This window comes from Streptomyces sp. NPDC058246, assembly GCF_042881985.1.
GTDB lineage: Bacteria > Actinomycetota > Actinomycetes > Streptomycetales > Streptomycetaceae > Streptomyces.
Genome location: NZ_JBHVWZ010000005.1, coordinates 364,554 through 382,901 on the forward strand (window position 1 = coordinate 364,554; position 18,348 = coordinate 382,901).

Consider the following 18,348-nt stretch of genomic DNA (forward strand, 5'->3'; position numbering starts at 1 on the left):
AGGGGGCACCGCGCCGTGGACCCGGTGATCATCGTAGGAGCGGGGCCCGTCGGACTTACGCTCGCCCTTGCGCTGGCCCGCCAGGAGGTCCCCTCCGTGGTCCTCGACGAGGGACCCGGCAAGGACGAGCAGCGGCTCGCGCGGACGGTGGTGCTGCGCGAGGACACGGCCGCGCTCGTCGAGCGGCTGACGGGATTCCCTCTCGCCGAGGCCGGTTTCCGTTGGGCCGGATGGCGGTCGATGCGGCGCAAGCAGGTGACACGCGAGATCACGTTCGGCAAGGACGTCACCGGTGCCCCGGACAACGCCGAAGAGCTCGCCGCCCCGCTGCACATCGCCCAGCACACGTTGACCGCCGCCCTGCGCGAGTCCATCGCCCATGAACGGTTGATCAAGGTCGCCGTGGACAGCCGCCTCGACTCCATCGAGCAGGAGATGTCGGGCGTCACCGCGCACACCCGCGGGCCCAAGGGCACCTGGTGGCGGGGCAGTTATCTGGTCGGCTGCGACGGACCGCGTTCGACGGTGCGCAAGCTCCAGGACATCCGCTTCCCCGGACGTACGGCCGTCGAGCGACACGCCGTAGCGGCGCTGCGTACGGAACTTCCCTGGCCCGGCGAGGCGTTGTTGCATCGGACGCCGCCGTGGCGGACGTCGGGCCCTTCGGCCGGGGAGGTGACCGCGCGCCCCCTCGCCGACGACACATGGCGCCTCGACTGGCTGCTGCCCCCAGGCAAGGACCTGGTCACGCCCGACCTGCTGGTGGCGCGCATCCGGGAGACCCTCGCGGGCTGGTGCGGCGGCTCCACACCCCCGTACGAACTGCTCGACACCGGAGTCCACACCGTCCACCATCGCCTCGCCCGCCGGTGGCGGGTCGGCCGTGTCTTCCTCGCGGGGGACGCCGCGCATCTGCTGGGCGCGCTCGGCACCCAGGGCCTCGACGAGAGCCTGCGGGACGCCGACAACCTCGCCTGGAAGCTGGCGCTGGCCTGGCACCACGGACCCCACGAGGCGCTGCTGGACAGCTACCAGGTGGAGCGGCGCGCCATCGTCGCTGGTCGGCTGCGCGCCGCCGACCAGGCGCTGCCGCTGCTGCGCGGCGGCGGAGGTCTGCGCGCGTACGTCCCGGGGTCGGCCCGCGGCCACGACGCGCTGCTCACGGACGGCCACCTGGGGCGCGGCCCGCTGGGCGCGCCGGGGGCGTACGCCGATTCCCCGCTCGCACCACCACACGCCGAGTCGGAGTCTCCCGTGGCCACCGCCCCAGGCACCCCGATCGTCGATGTACGGGTGACAGCGGAGGACGGCTCCTTCGTACAGCTGCGGGAGCGGCTCGGGCGCGGGGTCCTGCTCGTGGTGCTCATCGCTCCGGGTACGGGTGTCTGGGAGCGCAAGCACTGGGTGACGGCGGGGATCATGCCCCGGCTCGCGGCGGCCGTCACCGCGCTGCCGCACGCCGCGGAACTGCTGGTCGCCGAGAGCTATCCGGGCGCCGCCGCGCACACCGTGCTCCTCGTCCGCCCCGACGGGCACCTGGTCACCGCGCTCAGCGGGGTCCGCCCCGCCGATTTGTACGCGGCGGCCGAGGCGACGCTCGGCGGACCGACGAAGACCGAGGCCACGGCGGGGAGGGGCTGAGTCGGCGGGGGCGGGGGTACGGGGTACGGCTTGAGCCGACCGTGACGGGTACGAGCCGGGGTACGGCCTGAGCCGACCGTGACGCGAGCCCCCTTGCCGACCGTGACCCGGCGCGCGCGGCCGGCCCGCCCCGAGGCCCTCGGCCGCCGCCCCGCCACGGTCACCCTGCGTCCATATAGTGACAATGAGTTGACCGGCCCACACCCTCATGGTGTACTCCGGATCGTGACCGACACCTGTGTGCGCCTGTGGCGGAGGGTCCATATGGACCTCGTCCGCTATGCGGGCTGCGTGTGTCGCCCGTCCTGCTGAATTCGCATCCTTCTTCCTTTCGCGCGCCGCCCTGTGCCGTCGCGCGCTCCACGCGAACCCTCAGGACGGTCCGAGTGTCTGTGTCTCCTTCCGCACCCTCTGTATCCCCTTCTGCCTCCGCACCCCCACAAACTCCCACCCAGGCCGACCTGCTCGACTTCGTACGCCGTACGGCCGCCGACGCCGAGCTGATCGCCTCGCTCCCACTCGACCCCGAGGGCCGTACCTGGGTGCGCCTCGAAGGCCCGGGGGGCAGTGAGGCCTGGCTCATCGGCTGGCCCCCCGGGACGGGAACCGGCTGGCACGACCACGCCGAGTCGGTCGGTGCCTTCCTCACCGCGTCGGGCGAGCTCAAGGAGAACTCCCTCGCCGCCCGGCTGCCCGCCGACGGCTGGAAGACCCTGGAACTCGCCGAGGAGATCGACCGGCAGCGCGCGCTACCGGCGGGCAAGGGCCGTTCCTTCGGCCGGCACCACGTGCACGAGGTGCTCAACGAGTCCACCGAAGTGCACGCGGTCTCGGTCCACGCCTACTACCCGCCCCTCCCGCAGATCCGCCGCTACAGCCGTACGGGCCAGGTACTGCGTCTGGAGCACGTCGAGCGCCCGGAGGACTGGCAGTGAGCACCCCACACCGCGTCGGCATCGACGAGTTGCTGGAGCAGGTCCGCGAGAACCTGGAACGCGTGGCGGCCGAGGAAGCCCACGAAGCCGCGCAGGCGGGCGAGGCCCTCCTGGTCGACACCCGCTACGCCGCCCTGCGCGAGCGCGACGGCCTCATCCCCGGCGCCCTCGTCGTCGAGCGCAACGAACTGGAGTGGCGGCTCGACCCCCAGGGCAGCCACCGCGCCCCGGAGGCCACGAGCCATGATCTGCGGGTCGTGGTGTTCTGCAACGAGGGGTACGCGTCGAGCCTCGCCGCCGCGTCCCTGCGCCAGCTGGGACTGCACCGGGCCACCGATCTGGTCGGCGGATTCCAGGCCTGGAAGGCTGCCGGGCTCCCGGTGACCGCCGCCTAGGCCTCCACCCAGAGAATTCCTCACGTCGTACGTAGCAGTGGGCGCCCCTGAGGTAAGGGGCGCCCACCCTTGGGTGCAGCCCCTTACTCCGCGTACTGCCCTTGACCATCACGTACACCAGCGGTGGGACCGCCGGGGCCGCGCTGCCGGTCATGCCGACGCTGAAGGCGGTCAGCACGACGAGCGCGATCGGCGCCCCCGCGCATCCACCGTGTTCAGGGCCCGCGATCGGGCGGTGCCCCGGCCGGGCCCGGAGTCCGGGTCCGGTCCGGGTCCGCGGGTCGACTCAGCGGCTCCCGGCCTACGCTCTGCGGGCCTTCATGGAGGCAATGTCCGGTGTCCCCGCGGGAGTCCGGTGTCCTCGCGGGAGTCCAGTGTCCCCGCGGGGAGTCCGGGCCCTCCCAGGAAGTCGGACTCCCCAGTCACCTGCGGAGTCAGAACCCCTCGTCGGTCACCAGCAGGGTCAGAACCCTTCATCCCCCAACCCGTCCGTGTCCTCGCCCTCTTCCTCCAGCGCCTGACGGACCACGCGCAGGGCCATGCCCTCCGAGTAGCCCTTGCGGGCGAGCATGCCCGCGAGGCGTCGCAGCCGCTTGTCGCGGTCGAGGCCTCGCGTGGAGCGCAGCTTGCGGGCGACCAGTTCGCGCGCGGTCGCCTCCTCCTGCTCGGAGTCGAGCTGTCCGACGGCCTCGTCGATCAGCGTCGAGTCCACGCCCTTGGTCCGCAGCTCCCGCGCGAGCGCCCGCCTGGCCAGACCCCGGCCGTGGTGCCGGGACTCCACCCAGGCGTCCGCGAAGGCACCGTCGTTGATCAGCCCGACCTCCTCGAACCGTGACAGCACCTCGTCCGCCACGTCGTCAGGGATCTCGCGCTTGCGCAGGGCGTCCGCGAGTTGCTTTCGCGTGCGCGGGGTCCCGGTGAGCAGGCGCAGACAGATCGCCCGTGCCCGCTCAGCCGGGTCCCCTGGGGGCTCCCCCTTCTCGGCCCTCGACGAGGCAGGGGCGCCTCCGTCCTGTGGGTCGCCGGACGGCTCACCGAAACCGCCACGTCTCCGACGACCTCGTCCACCACGCGGCCCACCGTCACCGCGAGACCCGCTGTCGCCACGCCGACCACCGCCACGGCGTGCGGCCTCGCCAGGAGAACCGTGACCGCCGGTCAGGCCGCCACCGCGCCGCGAGCCACCGTCCGGCGAACCCTCGCCGTCCGAAGCGACGTCCGGATCGCCGCCGTAGAACCCCTCGGCGCCATAGAGCCCGTCATCGGCGCCGTGCGTCCCCCCGTCGTCCACCCCCGTGCCGACGTACGTCCTGGCGCTCTCTCCGGCCGAGCCGCCGTCGCCCCCGTCGGACCCCTGAGCCGGCCCCTTCGGGGCGACGGGGTAGGCGTACTCGGCCCAGTCGGTTCGTCGCGTCATGGACTAGCTCTTGGCCGCCGTGGCCTTGGACTTGGCGGCCTTGGCCGCCGGAGCGGGCACCGTCTTCGCGGCATCGCCCGGGGCGGCCGAGACCGCCGCGTCCGCACCCGGCTCCGCGGTGGGCTCCTCGGGCTTCACACCGACGCCCAGCTTCTCCTTGATCTTCTTCTCGATCTCGTTGGCCAGGTCGGGGTTGTCCTTCAGGAAGTTGCGCGCGTTCTCCTTGCCCTGGCCGAGCTGGTCACCCTCGTACGTGTACCAAGCGCCGGCCTTGCGGACGAAGCCGTTCTCCACGCCCATGTCGATCAGGCCGCCCTCACGGCTGATGCCCTGCCCGTAGAGGATGTCGAACTCGGCCTGCTTGAAGGGCGGCGCGACCTTGTTCTTGACGACCTTGACGCGGGTGCGGTTGCCGACGGCGTCGGTGCCGTCCTTCAGCGTCTCGATCCGACGGATGTCGAGCCGCACCGAGGCGTAGAACTTCAGCGCCCGGCCACCGGTCGTGGTCTCCGGGGAGCCGAACATCACGCCGATCTTCTCGCGCAGCTGGTTGATGAAGATCGCGGTGGTCTTCGACTGGTTGAGCGCGCTGGTGATCTTCCGCAGGGCCTGGCTCATCAGACGGGCCTGCAGACCCACGTGCGAGTCGCCCATCTCGCCCTCGATCTCCGCGCGCGGCACCAGGGCGGCGACGGAGTCGATGACGATGAGGTCGAGCGCGCCGGAGCGGACCAGCATGTCCACGATTTCCAGCGCCTGCTCGCCGTTGTCCGGCTGCGACAGGATCAGGTTGTCGATGTCGACGCCGAGCTTCTTCGCGTACTCGGGGTCGAGGGCGTGCTCGGCGTCCACGAAGGCCACCTGGCCGCCGGCCTTCTGCGCGTTCGCCACCGCGTGCAGCGTCAGCGTTGTCTTACCGGAGGACTCCGGGCCGTACACCTCCACCACTCGGCCGCGCGGCAGGCCGCCGACACCGAGCGCCACGTCGAGCGCGGTCGAGCCGGTGGGGATGACCTCGATGGGCTCATTCGGCCGCTCGCCCAGGCGCATCACAGCGCCCTTGCCGAATTGCCGTTCAATCTGTGCGAGCGCGGCGTCGAGCGCCTTCTCGCGGTCGGTTCCTGCCATGGGTTCCACCCGGTTTGCTTGAGTCGATCGCTTCACGTCAAAGACGCTAACGCCTGCCACTGACAATGCGCCCCGACGCCCTTCCGGCCTGTGGATAACTCGGGCACATCTCCATGAAAACCCTGTCGAAATCCCCGTCGAGAGCTCCGCCGGAACTTCCATAAGAATGGATGTTCGATTTTCGTGTCAAGCGCACCACGCGGCACCTCCGAGAGTACGTTCGCGGTCTGACAACGCCCCCGTTTTCGTCCGTTTTCCCCTCGGCACGGGCCCGGTACCGGGCTACTCCCCCGGGCGTACGGCGGGTGCCTTCGGCCGTACGACGACGCGGTGGGTCCGGCTCGCGAGGCTTGGGCCATGGAAACCACGAGGTCCCGGTCCCTGACCCCGTTCACGCACGCGCCGGCACTCGCGAAGCTCGTGCTCCGGCCGGTCGAGCGACTCTGCTACGCGACGGGCGCCCTGCTCGTCCTCTCGGGACTCGCGCATCTGGTGGTCTTCGCCGTCGACGGCGGTCCCTGGGACGGCCCGGTCTCCTGGCGCAAGCCGATCACCTTCGGGCTCTCCTTCGGACTGACGCTGATCGCGATCACGTGGGTGACGTCGTATCTGCGCGTCGGGCCCCGGCTGCGTACGACGCTGCTCGTCGTGTTCGCCGCCGACTGTGTGGTGGAGGTGGGCGGGATCACCCTGCAGGCGTGGCGCCGGGTGCCCTCGCATCTCAACATGGAGACCGGCTTCGACACGGCGGTGTCCATGACGCTGGCGGTGGGCGGCGGGGTGCTCGTGGCACTGCTCTCGGTCTTCGCGGTCGCCTCCTTCCGGAACCGGCCCGCCGGCCCCCTGGGCATGGCGCTCGCGCTGCGCTCCGGGTTCGCGATCCTCCTCGTCGCCCTGCTGTCGGGCGCCGCGATGATCGCGCGCGGCGTCGTCCTCACCCGGACCGGCCACCAGGAAGCGGCGTATCACTCGACGGCCCCGCTCAAGCCGCTGCACGGAGTGAGCCTGCACGCCGTACTGATGCTGCCGGTGCTGGCCTGGCTGCTGTCGCGTACGTCCTGGAGCGACCGCGCCAAGCAGCGAATCATGTACGGGGCGGTCGGCTGTTACGCGGCGGCCGTCGCCGGCGCGGGAGTGTGGGCGGCCCTCTCCTGGTGACCATCGCGTGGTTCCCGGCAAGTGGTGAGGGCCTGGTGACCATCGTCTGGACCCCGGCAAGTGGTGGGTGCCGTCACCTGGTGAACACCCGTCGCACGCGCGTGAGGAACGTGCCCGAGCCTCGCGTCCGGTGGCCGTGCACGCGTGGGTCGTCCGTGACGTCGTACCGCTTCACATACGCTCCCAGGAAGGCCTGCAGTGTGGCGACTGCGGGGATGGCGATCAGCGCGCCGACGGCTCCGAGGAGCGCGGTGCCCGCGATGACCGACCCGAAGGCGACGGCGGGGTGGATGTCGACGGTCTTGGAGGTCAGCTTGGGTTGCAGCACATAGTTCTCGAACTGCTGGTAGATCACGACGAAGATGAGCACCCACAGCGCGTACCAGGGGTCGATCGTGAAGGCGATCAGCATCGGCAGGGCGCCCGCCAGGTAGGTGCCGATGGTGGGGATGAACTGCGAGACCAGGCCCACCCACACGCCGAGCACAGGCGCGTAGGGCACGCCCAGGGCCTGCAACAGGATGTAGTGCGCGATGCCGGAGATCAGCGCCATCAGACCGCGTGAGTACAGGTAACCGCCGGTCTTGTCGACCGCGATCTCCCATGCGCGCAGCACCTCGGCCTGCCGCGCCGGCGGCAGCACCGAGCACAGCGCGCGCCGCAGCCGCGGTCCGTCGGCGGCGAAGTAGAACGAGAACAACGCGATCGTCAGCAGTTGGAAGAGGCCGCCCAGCACTTGCGCGGACACGTCCAGGACACCGGTGGCGCTGTTCTGCACGTACTTCCGCAGCCAGTCGGAGTGGACCAGGCTGTCCTGGATGTCCACCCGTCTCAGGTCGGTGTGGAAGTGCGTGTTGATCCAGTTGATGACCGAGTCGAGGTAGTCCGGGAAGCCCTCGACCATCTTGATGATCTGGCCCGCGAGCATCGAGCCGAGCAGCGTGATGAATCCGGCGATCGCGATCATCGCGCCGAGGAAGACGAGGAAGGTGGCCAGCCCTCTGCGCATGCCGTGCGAGGCCATCCAGCTCACCGCGGGCTCGACGGCGAGCGCCAGGAAGAACGCGATGAGGATGTTGATCAACAGTCCGGTGAGCTGGTGGAACGCCCAACTGCCCAACTGGAAGACGGCGATCAGCGCGAGGGCGAGCACCATGGCACGCGGCAGCCAGCGCGGCATGCGCCCGCCGGGCGCGGCGGCGTCCCCGCCCGGGGGCGGGGTGGGCGGCGTCGTGCCGAACGGTGAAGCCTGCGGGGCGACCTGCGCGGTCTCGTCTGTCGGGGACACGGAGCAAGTCTCGCCCACTCCACTGACAATCGGACCCCGGCCCCGGAGCTTCGTGGTCCGTCAGCGGTTTTCGTACGGAACGTTCATGGCCGTGCACACCACGCGCCACACGTCCTTGGCCTCCCAGCCCGCGTTCAGCGCCTCGTGCACGGTGCGCCCGCCGAGCTCCGTCATCACGTGATCGCGGGCGAAGGTGTCGGCGTACCCCGCGCCGAAGTGATCCGCCATTCGCTGCCAGAAGACCGTCAACCGCATGACTCCAGTATCCCGCCCCTGAGAGTGGGCCCGAGCCGGGACCACTTGTCGAGACCGCTTTCCGTCCTACGGTCTGACGCATGGCCGAATCTGGAGCATCCCCACTCCCCCCGACGCCCCCGGCGCACTCCCCGCTCTCCCGCGCCGAGCGCTTCATCTGGCTCACCGCGCGCGTGCTGGAACAGCGCCGCTTCGAACATCACTTCCTCGGTGGCGACGCCGACGCGGTGGAGACCGCGCTGGCCGCCTACCGCAATGAGGACGAAGGGTACGGTCACGCGCTCGAACCCGATCTGCGCGGCCCGGTCAGCCAGCCGCTGCACACCGGGCTCGCGCTGCGCGTGCTGGACTCGATCGGGCGCTGCGGCGGACAGCGGGTGGAGCGCGTGTGCCGCTATCTGACCTCCGTGTCGACGGCGGACGGCGCGCTGCCGGCGATCCATCCCAGCCAACGGGGCTATCCGGCGGCTCCCTTCGTGCCGATCATCGACGATCCGCCGAGCGAACTGCTCGCCACCGGGCCGGTGGTGGGCTTGTTGCACCGCAACGAGGTGTGGCATGCCTGGCTGTTCCGGGCCACCGATTTCTGCTGGCAGGCCGTCGAGTCCCTGGAGAAGTCCCACCCGTACGAGATCGAGGCCGCCGTCGCCTTCCTGGACTCCGCGCCCGACCGCCCGCGCGCGGAGGCGGCGGCCGACCGTCTGGGCCGCCTGGTGCGCGAGCACCGGCTCGCGGCGCTGGACCCCCAGCACCTCGCGGGATTTCCGGTCGCGCCCGGTTACGCGCCGGGCGAGCACCACTTCCCGCACGACTACGCGAAGACTCCGGGTTCACTCGCGCGCGCGTGGTTCACCGAGGAGGAGATGACGCGCTCACTCGACCACCTCGCGGACGAGCAGCAGGAGGACGGTGGCTGGCCGGTCCGGTGGCGTCAGTGGGCGCCGGGCACCGCCCTGGAGTGCCGTCCCATGGTGACGATCGAGGCGCTGCGCACGCTACGGGCGTACGGACGGGCCATCGGCTGAGATCAGGGGCGCGTGGGTCAGGGGCGCGTGGACGGACCGCCGGCCCTCGTCTCCTGGGTGTCCCTGAGGAGCAGTGCCGCGATCGCCAGGGCCGCTCCTCGGGGTGACGCGAGGTCGATGCCGGTCTGATCCCCGATCTTGGCGAGACGGTTGTCGACGGTGTTCTGGTGCAGTCCCAGCGCGGTGGCGGTGGCCCTGCGGTCCTGCTGGTGCGCGAGATGGGTACGCAGGGTCTCCAGGTGCTGTGCCGTCTCGCGCAGCGCCCGCCAGAGCACATACGCGCCCACGGAGTGCGTGCGCAGCAGCAGGTGCAGCGGCATGCCCTCCTCGGCGCGCTGAGCGGCCCGCTCGCGGAACAGGCGCAGGTTGGCGGGCCCGGGATTCGGGTCGCCGGTCCGGCTCAGGAACAGGCGGATGCCGTGCCGGGCCGTTCCGGCGATCTCCAGATCCTTCACGTCGTCCGGGAGCTCCGCGTAGCCGGGGAGCGCCTCGAAGGACTCGCGGGCCATCCGCCGGGTCAGTTCGTTGACCCGGGGCTCACAGCGCCGCCCGAGCGCCCTGGCGGCTGCGGAGCGGGGCACGGCGGGCTCCTGCGGGCGGTGCGGGCGGCTCGTGACCCGTCACAGTACCCAGGTGACCTGTGTCGCTTCGAGGGTCCCTCGTCAGCCCGTCATCGCCCTCACCCCCGCCGTGACCACCACGGCCGCGGCGATCACGAGCAGGAACGGGGCCCGCAGGATCAGTGCGACGGCGGCCGCCGCCAGACCCGCGGCCTTCGCGTCAACGACCAGGACGCGCCCGTCGGCGAAGGTCTGCTGGGCCGTAAGGGCGGCGAGGAGGGCGACGGGGAGCAGGGCGGCGAGGCGCTGCACGAGCGGACGCTCCAGCACACCCGCGGGGATCAGCAGCCCGATGAGTTTGACGGCGTAGCAGCCTACGGCGGTGGCGCCGATGGCGATCCAGATGCTCAACGGTCCTCCCTCGGCGCGTCGTTGCCGCTCTTCGCAGCGCGGCGACCTTCTACGTAGAGAACGGCGGGGGCGGCCAGCGCGGCGACCAGTACGGGAACTCCGGCGGGCAGCACGGGCAGCAGTCCGAGTCCCAGAAGGACCGCGATACCGGCGACCGTGCGCTCCACGGTGGTCTTCAGCATCGGCGCGAGCAACGCCAGGAACACAGCGGGCCCGGCGGCGTCCAGCCCCCACGCGTCGGTGTCGCCGATGGCCTCGGCCCCGACGGCGCCGAGCAGGGTGGTGAGGTTCCACAGCACATAGAGGGAGAGCCCGGTGACGGTGAAGCCGATGCGGGCACTGCGGCGGGTGGGCTGGGCGAGCGCGACCGCAGTGGTCTCGTCGATGACCCACTGCGCGGCGATCGGACGCACCGCGCGCGGGAGGGCCAGCAGTTGCGACAGGCGCAGTCCGTAGAAGGCGTTGCGCACCCCTAGGAAGAAGGCACCGGCGGCCGCCGTGAGCGGGTTGCCCCCGGCCGCGAGCGCGCCCACGAGCGCGAACTGCGAGGCACCGGTGAACACCAGGAGGCTGAGCGCGCAGGTCTGCAACAGGGAGAGCCCGCTGCCGGCGGAGGTCACCCCGAAGGCGAAGCCGGACAGTCCGACGGCGACCCCGACTCCCAGGGCGTCTCGGACGACGACGGCGTCGGGTTTTCCGCCTTCTTCAGTGCGGTCGGGTTTTCCGCCTTCTTCAGTGCGTATGCCTGCGGGTGCTGTCTGTTCTGCCACGCCCTGGACGGTAGGAGCGGTCGACCGTCACCGTCTTGTACGTTCTTGCGCTCGCGCTCCACGTCCTTGCGTTCGCGCTGGTAGGCGCCCGGGGGCACGCCCACGATCCGGGTGAAGTGCCGATTCAGGTGCGGCTGGTCGGTGAAGCCCACGGCGACGGCCGCCGCCGCGGGCGCGAAGCCGTCGTCCAGGAGGTGGCGTGCCCGGCGTACGCGGGCGTCGGTCAGCCAGGTGTGGGGCGGCATGCCGTAGGCGTCCCGGAACGCGCGCAGCAGCGCGAACGGGCTGACGCCGAGGTCTGCGGCAAGCCGCTCCAGAGTCGGAGGCTCGGCCATCCGCTCCTCCAGCACGGCACGCGCGCGTGCGGCGACCCGAGCGCCGGCGGTATGCACGGCCCGCTGCGGCAGCGGGCCTCCGTTCAGACGCAGCAGCCGCGTCACGGCGACGCGCAACAGGGTGTCGGCGGCGAGCGCGTTGCCCTCCTCCGCGGCCCGCAGTACCTGGTGCACCAGGCCCGCCGCGTACGGGTCGTCGAGCACCGGACTGATGAATCCGGGGGTGCCGCGGAGGGTGGTGGTCTCGGCGGCGATTTCGGCCACCAGCTCAGGCGACGGGTACACGGCCCCGTACCGCCAGCCTTCGGGAACGCCTGCGCGCCCCGTGTGGGGAGTGTCCGGGTTGACGAGCGCGAGGGTGCCCGCACCCGCGTACTGGTCGGCGCCGCCGTGATGGAAGACCTCGACGCCGTCGGCGATGGCGGCGATGACGAAGTTCTCGTGCGTGTGCCGCACGAAGATCTTTTCGACGTAGCTGGCGCGCAGCAGATCGACCCCGGGCAGTTCCGCGTACTGCCAGTGCCGTGCTCGCTCCACCGAACCCGCCATGCTCCCCATTCTGCGCCGATGGCATCCCGGGCCAGGGATCGAGGAGCCCTCGCCGGCGCTGGTCGGCGGCCGATACCGCATCCCGGTCACCGGTCCCGGTCACGGGCTTCTCCGACCTCCGGCCTCCGGGCACCAGGCACCAGGCACCAGGCACCAGCCACGGATCACAGGCGGCCAGCCACCCGCCCCGGAGCACAGGCCACCGGCCCCCATCCCCACCGTTCTCCTCCCCCGGCCGAAGCCGCCCACTCCCCGTCGATTCGGGGGCATGCCCCACCCTCCCTGACATATGTGCAGGTCAGAGCCGTTGTCAGTGGGCGGGTGCAGGATGGACGCATGGTCAGCTCCGCACACCGAGCCCTGGACGGCTTCTCCCCCGCGACCCGCGGCTGGTTCACGGGGGCCTTCTCCGCGCCCACCGCGGCCCAGGCCGGGGCGTGGGCGGCGATCGGCGAGGGCTCGGACGTGCTGGTGGTCGCCCCTACCGGCTCAGGCAAGACGCTGGCCGCGTTCCTCGCCGCGCTCGACCAGCTGGCCTCGACTCCACCGCCGGCGGACCCCAAGAAGCGCTGCCGGGTGCTGTACGTCTCGCCGCTCAAGGCCCTCGCGGTGGACGTGGAGCGCAATCTGCGCAGCCCGCTGACCGGCATCCGGCAGGAAGCGGTGCGGCTCGGGCAGCCCGAGCCCGAGGTGAAGGTGGGCATCCGCTCCGGCGACACCCCGCCCGCCGAGCGCCGCGCGCTGGCCACGCGCCCGCCGGACATCCTGATCACGACCCCCGAGTCACTGTTCCTGATGCTGACGTCGGCCACGCGCGACGCGTTGACGGGCATCGAGACCGTGATCCTGGACGAGGTGCACGCGGTGGCGGGCACCAAGCGCGGCGCCCATCTCGCGCTCACCCTGGAGCGCCTCGACGAGTTGCTGCCGAGGCCCGCGCGCCGCATCGGCCTCTCCGCGACGGTGCGTCCGGTGGACGAGGTGGCCCGCTATCTCTCGCCCCGCCGCAAGGTGGAGATCGTCCAGCCGCGGTCCGGCAAGGAATTCGACCTCTCCGTGGTCGTCCCGGTGGAGGACTTGGGCGAGTTGGGCGGCTCCCCGGCCGCCGACGGCAAGGAGGGAGCGGAAAAGCCCTCCATCTGGCCGCACGTCGAGGAGCGGATCACCGACCTCGTCCAGTCCCACCGCTCGACCATCGTGTTCGCCAACTCCCGCCGTCTGGCCGAACGCCTGTGCAACCGGCTCAACGAGATCGCGTACGAGAGGGCGACAGGCGAGCCCTTGGAGGAGGCCCACGCGCCGGCCCAGCTGATGGGCGGCTCGGGGGCGGCCCAGGGGGCTCCGCCGGTCATCGCCCGCGCCCACCACGGCTCCGTCTCCAAGGAGCAGCGCGCCCTGGTCGAGGAGGACCTGAAGGCCGGCCGCCTGCCCGCAGTGGTCGCCACCTCCAGCCTCGAACTGGGCATCGACATGGGCGCGGTGGACCTCGTCATCCAGGTGGAATCCCCGCCGTCCGTGGCTTCCGGACTCCAGCGCGTGGGGCGCGCCGGTCACCAGGTGGGCGCGGTCTCCACCGGCGTCGTCTTCCCCAAGTACCGCGGCGATCTGGTCCAGGCGGCGGTGGTCACCGAGCGGATGCGCACCGGCTCCATCGAATCCCTCCGGGTCCCCGCCAACCCCTTGGACGTGCTGGCCCAGCAGCTCGTCGCCATGACCGCGCTGGACACCTGGCAGGTCGACGACCTGCTCACCACAGTCCGTCGGGCGGCCCCCTTCGCCTCGCTCCCGGAGTCGGCGTTCACCGCCGTGCTCGACATGCTCGCGGGCCGCTATCCGTCCGACGCCTTCGCGGAGCTCAGGCCCCGCGTGGTGTGGGACCGGGTCGCGGGCACGGTCACCGGCCGCCCGGGCGCACAACGCCTCGCCGTCACCTCCGGGGGCACCATCCCGGACCGTGGGCTCTTCGGAGTTTTCCTCGCGGGGGCCGACCCCAAGAAGGGCGGCGGCCGGGTAGGCGAGCTCGACGAGGAGATGGTCTACGAATCCCGTGTGGGCGACGTGTTCACGCTGGGCACCAGCTCCTGGCGGATCGAGGACATCACCCGCGACCGCGTCCTGGTCTCCCCCGCACCCGGCGTCCCGGGCAGGCTCCCCTTCTGGAAAGGCGACCAGCTCGGCCGCCCGCTCGAACTGGGGCGCGCGGTCGGCGCGTTCCTCCGCGAGGTCGGCTCCCTTCCGAAGGAGGACGCCCGGCTCCGGATGCTCGCCGCGGGCCTGGACGCCTGGGCTGCCGACAATGTGCTCTCCTACCTCGCCGAACAGCGCGAGGCGTGCGGGCACATCCCGGACGACCGCACCATCGTCGTCGAACGCTTCCGCGACGAGCTGGGCGACTGGCGAGTCGTCGTGCACTCCCCCTTCGGCGCCCAGGTCCACGCCCCCTGGGCCCTCGCGCTGGGCGCCAAGCTCTCCGAGCGCTACGGCATGGACGCCCAGGTCATGCACGCCGACGACGGCATCGTGCTGCGGCTGCCCGACGCCGACCTGATGGGCCTGGACCTGCTCGACCAGGCCCCCATGAAGGCGGGTACGGAGTACGACGCGGATCAGGCGCCCGTCGGCGCGGCGGACGTCGCCTTCGACAAGGGCGACATCAACCAGATCGTCACCGAGCAGGTGGGCAGCTCGGCCCTCTTCGCGTCCCGCTTCCGCGAGTGCGCCGCCCGCGCGCTGCTGCTGCCGCGCCGCAACCCCGGCAAGCGCACCCCGCTGTGGCAGCAGCGGCAGCGCGCAGCCCAACTGCTCGAGGTGGCCAGCGAGTTCGGCTCGTTCCCCATCGTCCTGGAGGCGGTCCGCGAATGCCTCCAGGATGTCTTCGACGTCCCGGGCCTCACCGAGCTGATGGGCGACATCGAGTCCCGCAAGGTGCGTCTGGTCGAGGTCACCACGCCCGAGCCGTCACCGTTCGCCCGCTCCCTGCTCTTCGGATACGTCGCCCAGTTCCTGTACGAGGGCGACTCACCGCTCGCCGAGCGGCGCGCCGCCGCCCTGTCGCTGGACTCGCGGCTACTGGCCGAGCTCCTCGGCCAGGCCGAGCTCCGCGAGCTCCTCGACGCCGACGTGCTTGCCGAGTTGGAGCGGGAACTCCAGTGGCTCACGGAGGACCGTCGCGTCAAGGACCTCGAAGGTGTCGCTGACCTGCTGCGCATGCTGGGCCCACTCACCGACGCCGAGCTGGCCGAGCGGGGCGCCGACCCGCAGTGGGCTCAGGAGCTTGCCTCGGCCCGCCGCGCCATCCGCGTCCGCATCGCCGGTGCCGCCCACTGGGCGGCGATCGAGGACGCCGGCCGACTGCGCGACGCACTCGGTACGGCGCTGCCCGTCGGCGTCCCGGAAGCCTTCACCGAGCCGGTCAAGGATCCGCTGGGCGACCTCCTCGCCCGGTATGCGCGCACCCACGGCCCGTTCACCTCGACAACGGCCGCCGCCCGCTTCGGTCTCGGTACGGCCGTCACGGACGGAGCGCTGCACCGGCTCGCCGCGAGCGGCCGCGTCGTACAAGGCGAGTTCCATCCGGCGGGCATCGGCCAGGAGTGGTGCGACGCGGCGGTACTGCGCAGACTGCGCCGCCGTTCGCTCGCCGCGCTGCGCCACGAGCTGGAGCCGGTGCCGCCCGCCGCGCTCGCGCAGTTCCTGCCGCAGTGGCAGCACGTGGGCAGCGGGCACGGGCTGCGCGGCGTCGACGGACTGGTGCGCGCCATCGAGCAGTTGCAAGGTGCGTCCGTGCCCGCGTCCGCGCTGGAGAGGCTCGTCCTGCCCTCCCGGGTCGGCGGGTACGCCCCCGCCATGCTCGACGAGCTCACGGCCGCCGGGGAGGTGGTCTGGGCCGGGGCGGGATCGCTGCCGGGCAAGGACGGCTGGGTCTCGCTGTATCTGGCGGACGCGGCTCCGCTGCTCCTGCCGGCCCCGCATCCCCTGGAGCTGACCGCGCTCCACCAGTCGATCCTGGACACTCTGTCCGGGGGCTACGGCCTCTTCTTCCGCCAGATCGCCGACCAGGTGCGCGCCACCACGCATCCCGAAGCCACCGATCCCCAACTGGCCGACGCCGTCTGGGACCTGGCCTGGTCCGGACGGCTGACGAACGACACGCTCGCCCCGATGCGCTCGCTCCTGGGCTCGGGTCGCACCGCCGGTTCGACGGCCCACCGCGCCAAGCGCACCGTCCCCCGCGGGCGTTACGGCTCCCTGACCGGCGCCGCGCGTCCCCAGTCCCGTACCGGCCCGCCGACCGTCGCCGGCCGCTGGTCACTGCTGCCCGGGCGCGAGGCCGATCCCACCGTGCGCGCCCACGCCTTGGCCCGCACCCTCCTCGACCGGCACGGCGTGGTGACCCGGGGCGCGGTCGCAGCGGAGGGCGTCGAGGGCGGCTTCTCGGCGGTGTACCGCATCCTGGCCGCCTTCGAGGACAGTGGCCAGGCGCGCCGCGGCTATGTGGTCGAAGGGCTCGGCGCCGCCCAGTTCGCGATGGACGGGGCGGTGGACCGCCTGCGCGCGGCGGCGAATGCCCGGGACCGGGGCGAAGCCCTGCCCGATCCGAGCCTCTCGGACGGCTTCCCGGGCTCGCAGGGATTCCCCGCCAACAGCAGCCGCACGTACGGCGACCAGGGCGACCAGGGCGACCAGGGCGACCAGGGCGACCAGGGCGACCAGGGCGACCAGCTCACGAACGACCACGGCTTCCCGGACAGTTCCGGATTCGGCAACGCCCACGGCTTCCCCAAGGGCTCCGGCGTTCCTGGAGGTTCCGGCATCTCCGGGACTTCCGGATCTCCCCATGGTTCCGACGTCCACGAAAGCCCCGGCTTCACCGACGACGGCTTCGCGAGCGGCACCGGTTTCGACGGCGACCACGCCTTCGCCGCCGACTCCGCCTTCTCGGCCGAACCCGCCTTCTCGGCCGACTCCGCCTTCTCGGCCTCGCCCGCTGGGCCGGCGTTCCCCGGCAGGCACGGCTTCTCGAACAACCGCTCCCGCACCCGCGCGACCACCCAAGCCGTAGTCCTCGCCGCGGCCGACCCCGCCAACGCCTACGGCGCGGCCCTGCCCTGGCCCGAGCCCCCCACCGGCGCGGGTCACAAGCCGGGCCGCAAGGCGGGCTCCCTGGTCGTGCTGGTCGACGGTGAACTCACCCTGTACATGGAGCGTGGCGGCAAGACGCTGCTGGCCTGGCCCACCGACCCCGAGGGCACGGTCACGGAGGACGCACGCCTGCGCACCGCGGCGGAGGCCCTGGCGGCAGCGGCCCGCGCCGGCTCGCTCGGTACGGTGACGGTGGAGCGCGTCAACGGCGCCTCAGCGCTCACCTCCCCCATCGGCACTCTGCTGGAAGGAGCAGGCTTCATCGCGACCCCCCGAGGACTGCGCCTCCGCGCCTGAGCCCCGCGCAGATACGCCCACCACCCCCGGACCGAAGCCCTGCTCCCGCCCCGCCAGTGCTCCGCTCCCGCACTGCCAGTGTTCCGGTCCCGCGCTGCCGGCGCGTTCCGGTTCCGCCCCATCCACGCCCCGCCAGTGCCCCGGCCCACCACCCCCGACCCGTGCCACCCTGGACCCATGCCCGAAGGAGACACTGTCTGGCAGGTCGCGAGGCGGCTGCACCTCGCCCTCGCGGGCAAGGTGCTGACCCGTTCCGATCTGAGGGTGCCCAAGTACGCCACCGCCGACCTCACCGGTCGCACCGTCCTGGACGTCACCCCCCGCGGCAAGCATCTCCTCACCCGTATCGAGGGCGGGCTGACCCTGCACTCGCATCTACGGATGGACGGCGCGTGGAAGGTGTACGGGAACGGCCAGCGCTGGAGCGGCGGCCCCACGCACCAGATCCGGGCCATCCTCGGCACCGCGGACGGCGCGGCCGTCGGCTACCGCCTCCCCGTACTGGAGCTGCTCCGCACCACCGACGAGAACCGCGCGATCGGCCATCTCGGGCCCGACCTGCTGGGCCCGGACTGGGATCCGGACAAGGCCCTGGAGAACCTTCTGCGCGACCCGGGCCGTCCGCTCGGCGAGGCCCTGCTCGACCAGCGCAATCTCGCCGGCATCGGCAACGTGTACAAGAGCGAGCTGTGCTTCCTCCTGGGCGTCACGCCCTGGCTCCCGGTCGGTGATCTGCCCGCCGACCGCGCCGCCCAGCTGTCGGCGCTCGCCAAGAAGCTCCTCGAGATCAACCGCGACCGCCCGGCCCGCGTCACCACGGGCCGCCGCGACCAGAAGCTCTTCGTGTACGGCCGCACCCCCCGGCCCTGCCTGCGCTGTCGCACGCCGATCCGCGTGGCGAACCAGGGCGACGGGTCCCGCGAGCGCCCCACCTACTGGTGTCCGACGTGCCAGTCGGGGCCCACACCGTCTCGGGGCGCCATCCCGTTCCGTACGAGTCCCCGACGCACAACTAATTGACGATCCGTCAGAAACCCTCGTA

Annotated in this window: 16 protein-coding genes; 8 read left to right on the forward strand and 8 right to left on the reverse strand. The window is 71.9% G+C overall.

From position 1 onward, the window contains the following. The first annotated feature begins 15 nt into the window (after positions 1-15). The 4 genes from ACFVXA_RS10660 (at position 16) to ACFVXA_RS10675 (ending at position 2,971) form a co-directional block, all read left to right on the forward strand. Positions 16-1,641: an FAD-dependent monooxygenase gene (locus tag ACFVXA_RS10660; RefSeq protein ID WP_390024632.1), complete on the forward strand. Its 1,626-nt coding sequence runs from the start codon at positions 16-18 to the stop codon at positions 1,639-1,641. A 264-nt stretch (positions 1,642-1,905) separates the two neighbouring features. Next, entirely contained in the window at positions 1,906-1,953 is a 48-nt protein-coding gene (locus ACFVXA_RS10665) for a hypothetical protein (RefSeq protein WP_309506048.1), read from the forward strand. Positions 1,954-2,027: 74 nt separating this feature from the next. After that, complete coding sequence (locus tag ACFVXA_RS10670) at positions 2,028-2,576, forward strand: cysteine dioxygenase (RefSeq protein ID WP_362016985.1); 549 nt, start codon at positions 2,028-2,030, stop codon at positions 2,574-2,576. Then, on the forward strand, positions 2,573-2,971 hold the full coding sequence (locus tag ACFVXA_RS10675) for a rhodanese-like domain-containing protein (protein ID WP_383906500.1): 399 nt from the start codon (positions 2,573-2,575) through the stop codon (positions 2,969-2,971). Before ACFVXA_RS10670 ends, ACFVXA_RS10675 begins: the two co-directional genes overlap by 4 nt. Before the next feature lie 463 nt (positions 2,972-3,434). On the opposite strand, the gene recX is transcribed toward ACFVXA_RS10675, so the two are convergent. Both recX and recA read right to left on the reverse strand, forming a co-directional pair. Then, positions 3,435-4,388: a recombination regulator RecX gene (gene recX / locus ACFVXA_RS10680; protein WP_383906499.1), complete on the reverse strand. Its 954-nt coding sequence runs from the start codon at positions 4,386-4,388 to the stop codon at positions 3,435-3,437. 3 nt (positions 4,389-4,391) lie between these two features. Further along, the gene (recA, locus tag ACFVXA_RS10685) at positions 4,392-5,516 is read right to left on the reverse strand and encodes a recombinase RecA (protein ID WP_362016979.1); all 1,125 of its coding nucleotides are present in this window, start codon (positions 5,514-5,516) and stop codon (positions 4,392-4,394) included. Between the two features lie 357 nt (positions 5,517-5,873). On the opposite strand from recA, the gene ACFVXA_RS10690 reads away from it, so the two are divergent. Then, positions 5,874-6,674 carry a hypothetical protein gene (locus ACFVXA_RS10690; protein ID WP_390024635.1) on the forward strand — a complete coding sequence of 267 codons (801 nt, stop codon included), beginning with the start codon at positions 5,874-5,876 and terminating at the stop codon, positions 6,672-6,674. A gap of 73 nt (positions 6,675-6,747) precedes the next feature. On the opposite strand, the gene ACFVXA_RS10695 is transcribed toward ACFVXA_RS10690, so the two are convergent. Both ACFVXA_RS10695 and ACFVXA_RS10700 read right to left on the reverse strand, forming a co-directional pair. After that, positions 6,748-7,962 (reverse strand): AI-2E family transporter, encoded by a 1,215-nt coding sequence (locus ACFVXA_RS10695; RefSeq protein ID WP_362016977.1) that lies wholly within the window; start codon positions 7,960-7,962, stop codon positions 6,748-6,750. 60 nt (positions 7,963-8,022) lie between these two features. Next, positions 8,023-8,217 carry a DUF3046 domain-containing protein gene (locus ACFVXA_RS10700; RefSeq protein WP_189188176.1) on the reverse strand — a complete coding sequence of 65 codons (195 nt, stop codon included), beginning with the start codon at positions 8,215-8,217 and terminating at the stop codon, positions 8,023-8,025. A gap of 80 nt (positions 8,218-8,297) precedes the next feature. Here ACFVXA_RS10700 and ACFVXA_RS10705 point away from each other — a divergent pair, with 80 nt between their 5' ends. After that, the gene (locus ACFVXA_RS10705) at positions 8,298-9,242 is read left to right on the forward strand and encodes a hypothetical protein (protein ID WP_390024637.1); all 945 of its coding nucleotides are present in this window, start codon (positions 8,298-8,300) and stop codon (positions 9,240-9,242) included. A 17-nt stretch (positions 9,243-9,259) separates the two neighbouring features. Here ACFVXA_RS10705 and ACFVXA_RS10710 read toward each other — a convergent pair whose 3' ends face one another. The 4 genes from ACFVXA_RS10710 to ACFVXA_RS10725 all read right to left on the reverse strand — a co-directional run bounded on the left by ACFVXA_RS10710 (position 9,260) and on the right by ACFVXA_RS10725 (position 11,867). Continuing rightward, entirely contained in the window at positions 9,260-9,823 is a 564-nt protein-coding gene (locus tag ACFVXA_RS10710) for a helix-turn-helix domain-containing protein (RefSeq protein WP_390024639.1), read from the reverse strand. A gap of 81 nt (positions 9,824-9,904) precedes the next feature. Next, the gene (locus tag ACFVXA_RS10715) at positions 9,905-10,213 is read right to left on the reverse strand and encodes an AzlD domain-containing protein (protein WP_362016968.1); all 309 of its coding nucleotides are present in this window, start codon (positions 10,211-10,213) and stop codon (positions 9,905-9,907) included. Next, complete coding sequence (locus ACFVXA_RS10720) at positions 10,210-10,878, reverse strand: AzlC family ABC transporter permease (RefSeq protein ID WP_384025306.1); 669 nt, start codon at positions 10,876-10,878, stop codon at positions 10,210-10,212. Before ACFVXA_RS10720 ends, ACFVXA_RS10715 begins: the two co-directional genes overlap by 4 nt. After that, positions 10,830-11,867, reverse strand: coding sequence for an AraC family transcriptional regulator (locus ACFVXA_RS10725; protein WP_383740444.1), 1,038 nt, complete (start codon positions 11,865-11,867; stop codon positions 10,830-10,832). Before ACFVXA_RS10725 ends, ACFVXA_RS10720 begins: the two co-directional genes overlap by 49 nt. A gap of 336 nt (positions 11,868-12,203) precedes the next feature. On the opposite strand from ACFVXA_RS10725, the gene ACFVXA_RS10730 reads away from it, so the two are divergent. Together ACFVXA_RS10730 and ACFVXA_RS10735 are read left to right on the forward strand one after the other, a co-directional pair. Further along, on the forward strand, positions 12,204-17,306 hold the full coding sequence (locus ACFVXA_RS10730) for an ATP-dependent helicase (protein ID WP_390024641.1): 5,103 nt from the start codon (positions 12,204-12,206) through the stop codon (positions 17,304-17,306). Between the two features lie 177 nt (positions 17,307-17,483). Further along, complete coding sequence (locus ACFVXA_RS10735; protein WP_383740450.1) at positions 17,484-18,326, forward strand: Fpg/Nei family DNA glycosylase; 843 nt, start codon at positions 17,484-17,486, stop codon at positions 18,324-18,326. Positions 18,327-18,348 lie beyond the last annotated feature (22 nt).

What these genes read in the sequence shown, in the direction of transcription:
- recX (WP_383906499.1), bottom strand. Translation starts at nt 4,388, where the DNA reads ATGACGCGACGAACCGACTGGGCCGAGTACGCCTACCCCGTCGCCCCG.
- recA (WP_362016979.1), bottom strand. Translation starts at nt 5,516, where the DNA reads ATGGCAGGAACCGACCGCGAGAAGGCGCTCGACGCCGCGCTCGCACAG.
- ACFVXA_RS10690 (WP_390024635.1), top strand. Translation starts at nt 5,874, where the DNA reads ATGGAAACCACGAGGTCCCGGTCCCTGACCCCGTTCACGCACGCGCCG.
- ACFVXA_RS10700 (WP_189188176.1), bottom strand. Translation starts at nt 8,217, where the DNA reads ATGCGGTTGACGGTCTTCTGGCAGCGAATGGCGGATCACTTCGGCGCG.
- ACFVXA_RS10705 (WP_390024637.1), top strand. Translation starts at nt 8,298, where the DNA reads ATGGCCGAATCTGGAGCATCCCCACTCCCCCCGACGCCCCCGGCGCAC.
- ACFVXA_RS10725 (WP_383740444.1), bottom strand. Translation starts at nt 11,867, where the DNA reads ATGGCGGGTTCGGTGGAGCGAGCACGGCACTGGCAGTACGCGGAACTG.
- ACFVXA_RS10730 (WP_390024641.1), top strand. Translation starts at nt 12,204, where the DNA reads ATGGTCAGCTCCGCACACCGAGCCCTGGACGGCTTCTCCCCCGCGACC.
- ACFVXA_RS10735 (WP_383740450.1), top strand. Translation starts at nt 17,484, where the DNA reads ATGCCCGAAGGAGACACTGTCTGGCAGGTCGCGAGGCGGCTGCACCTC.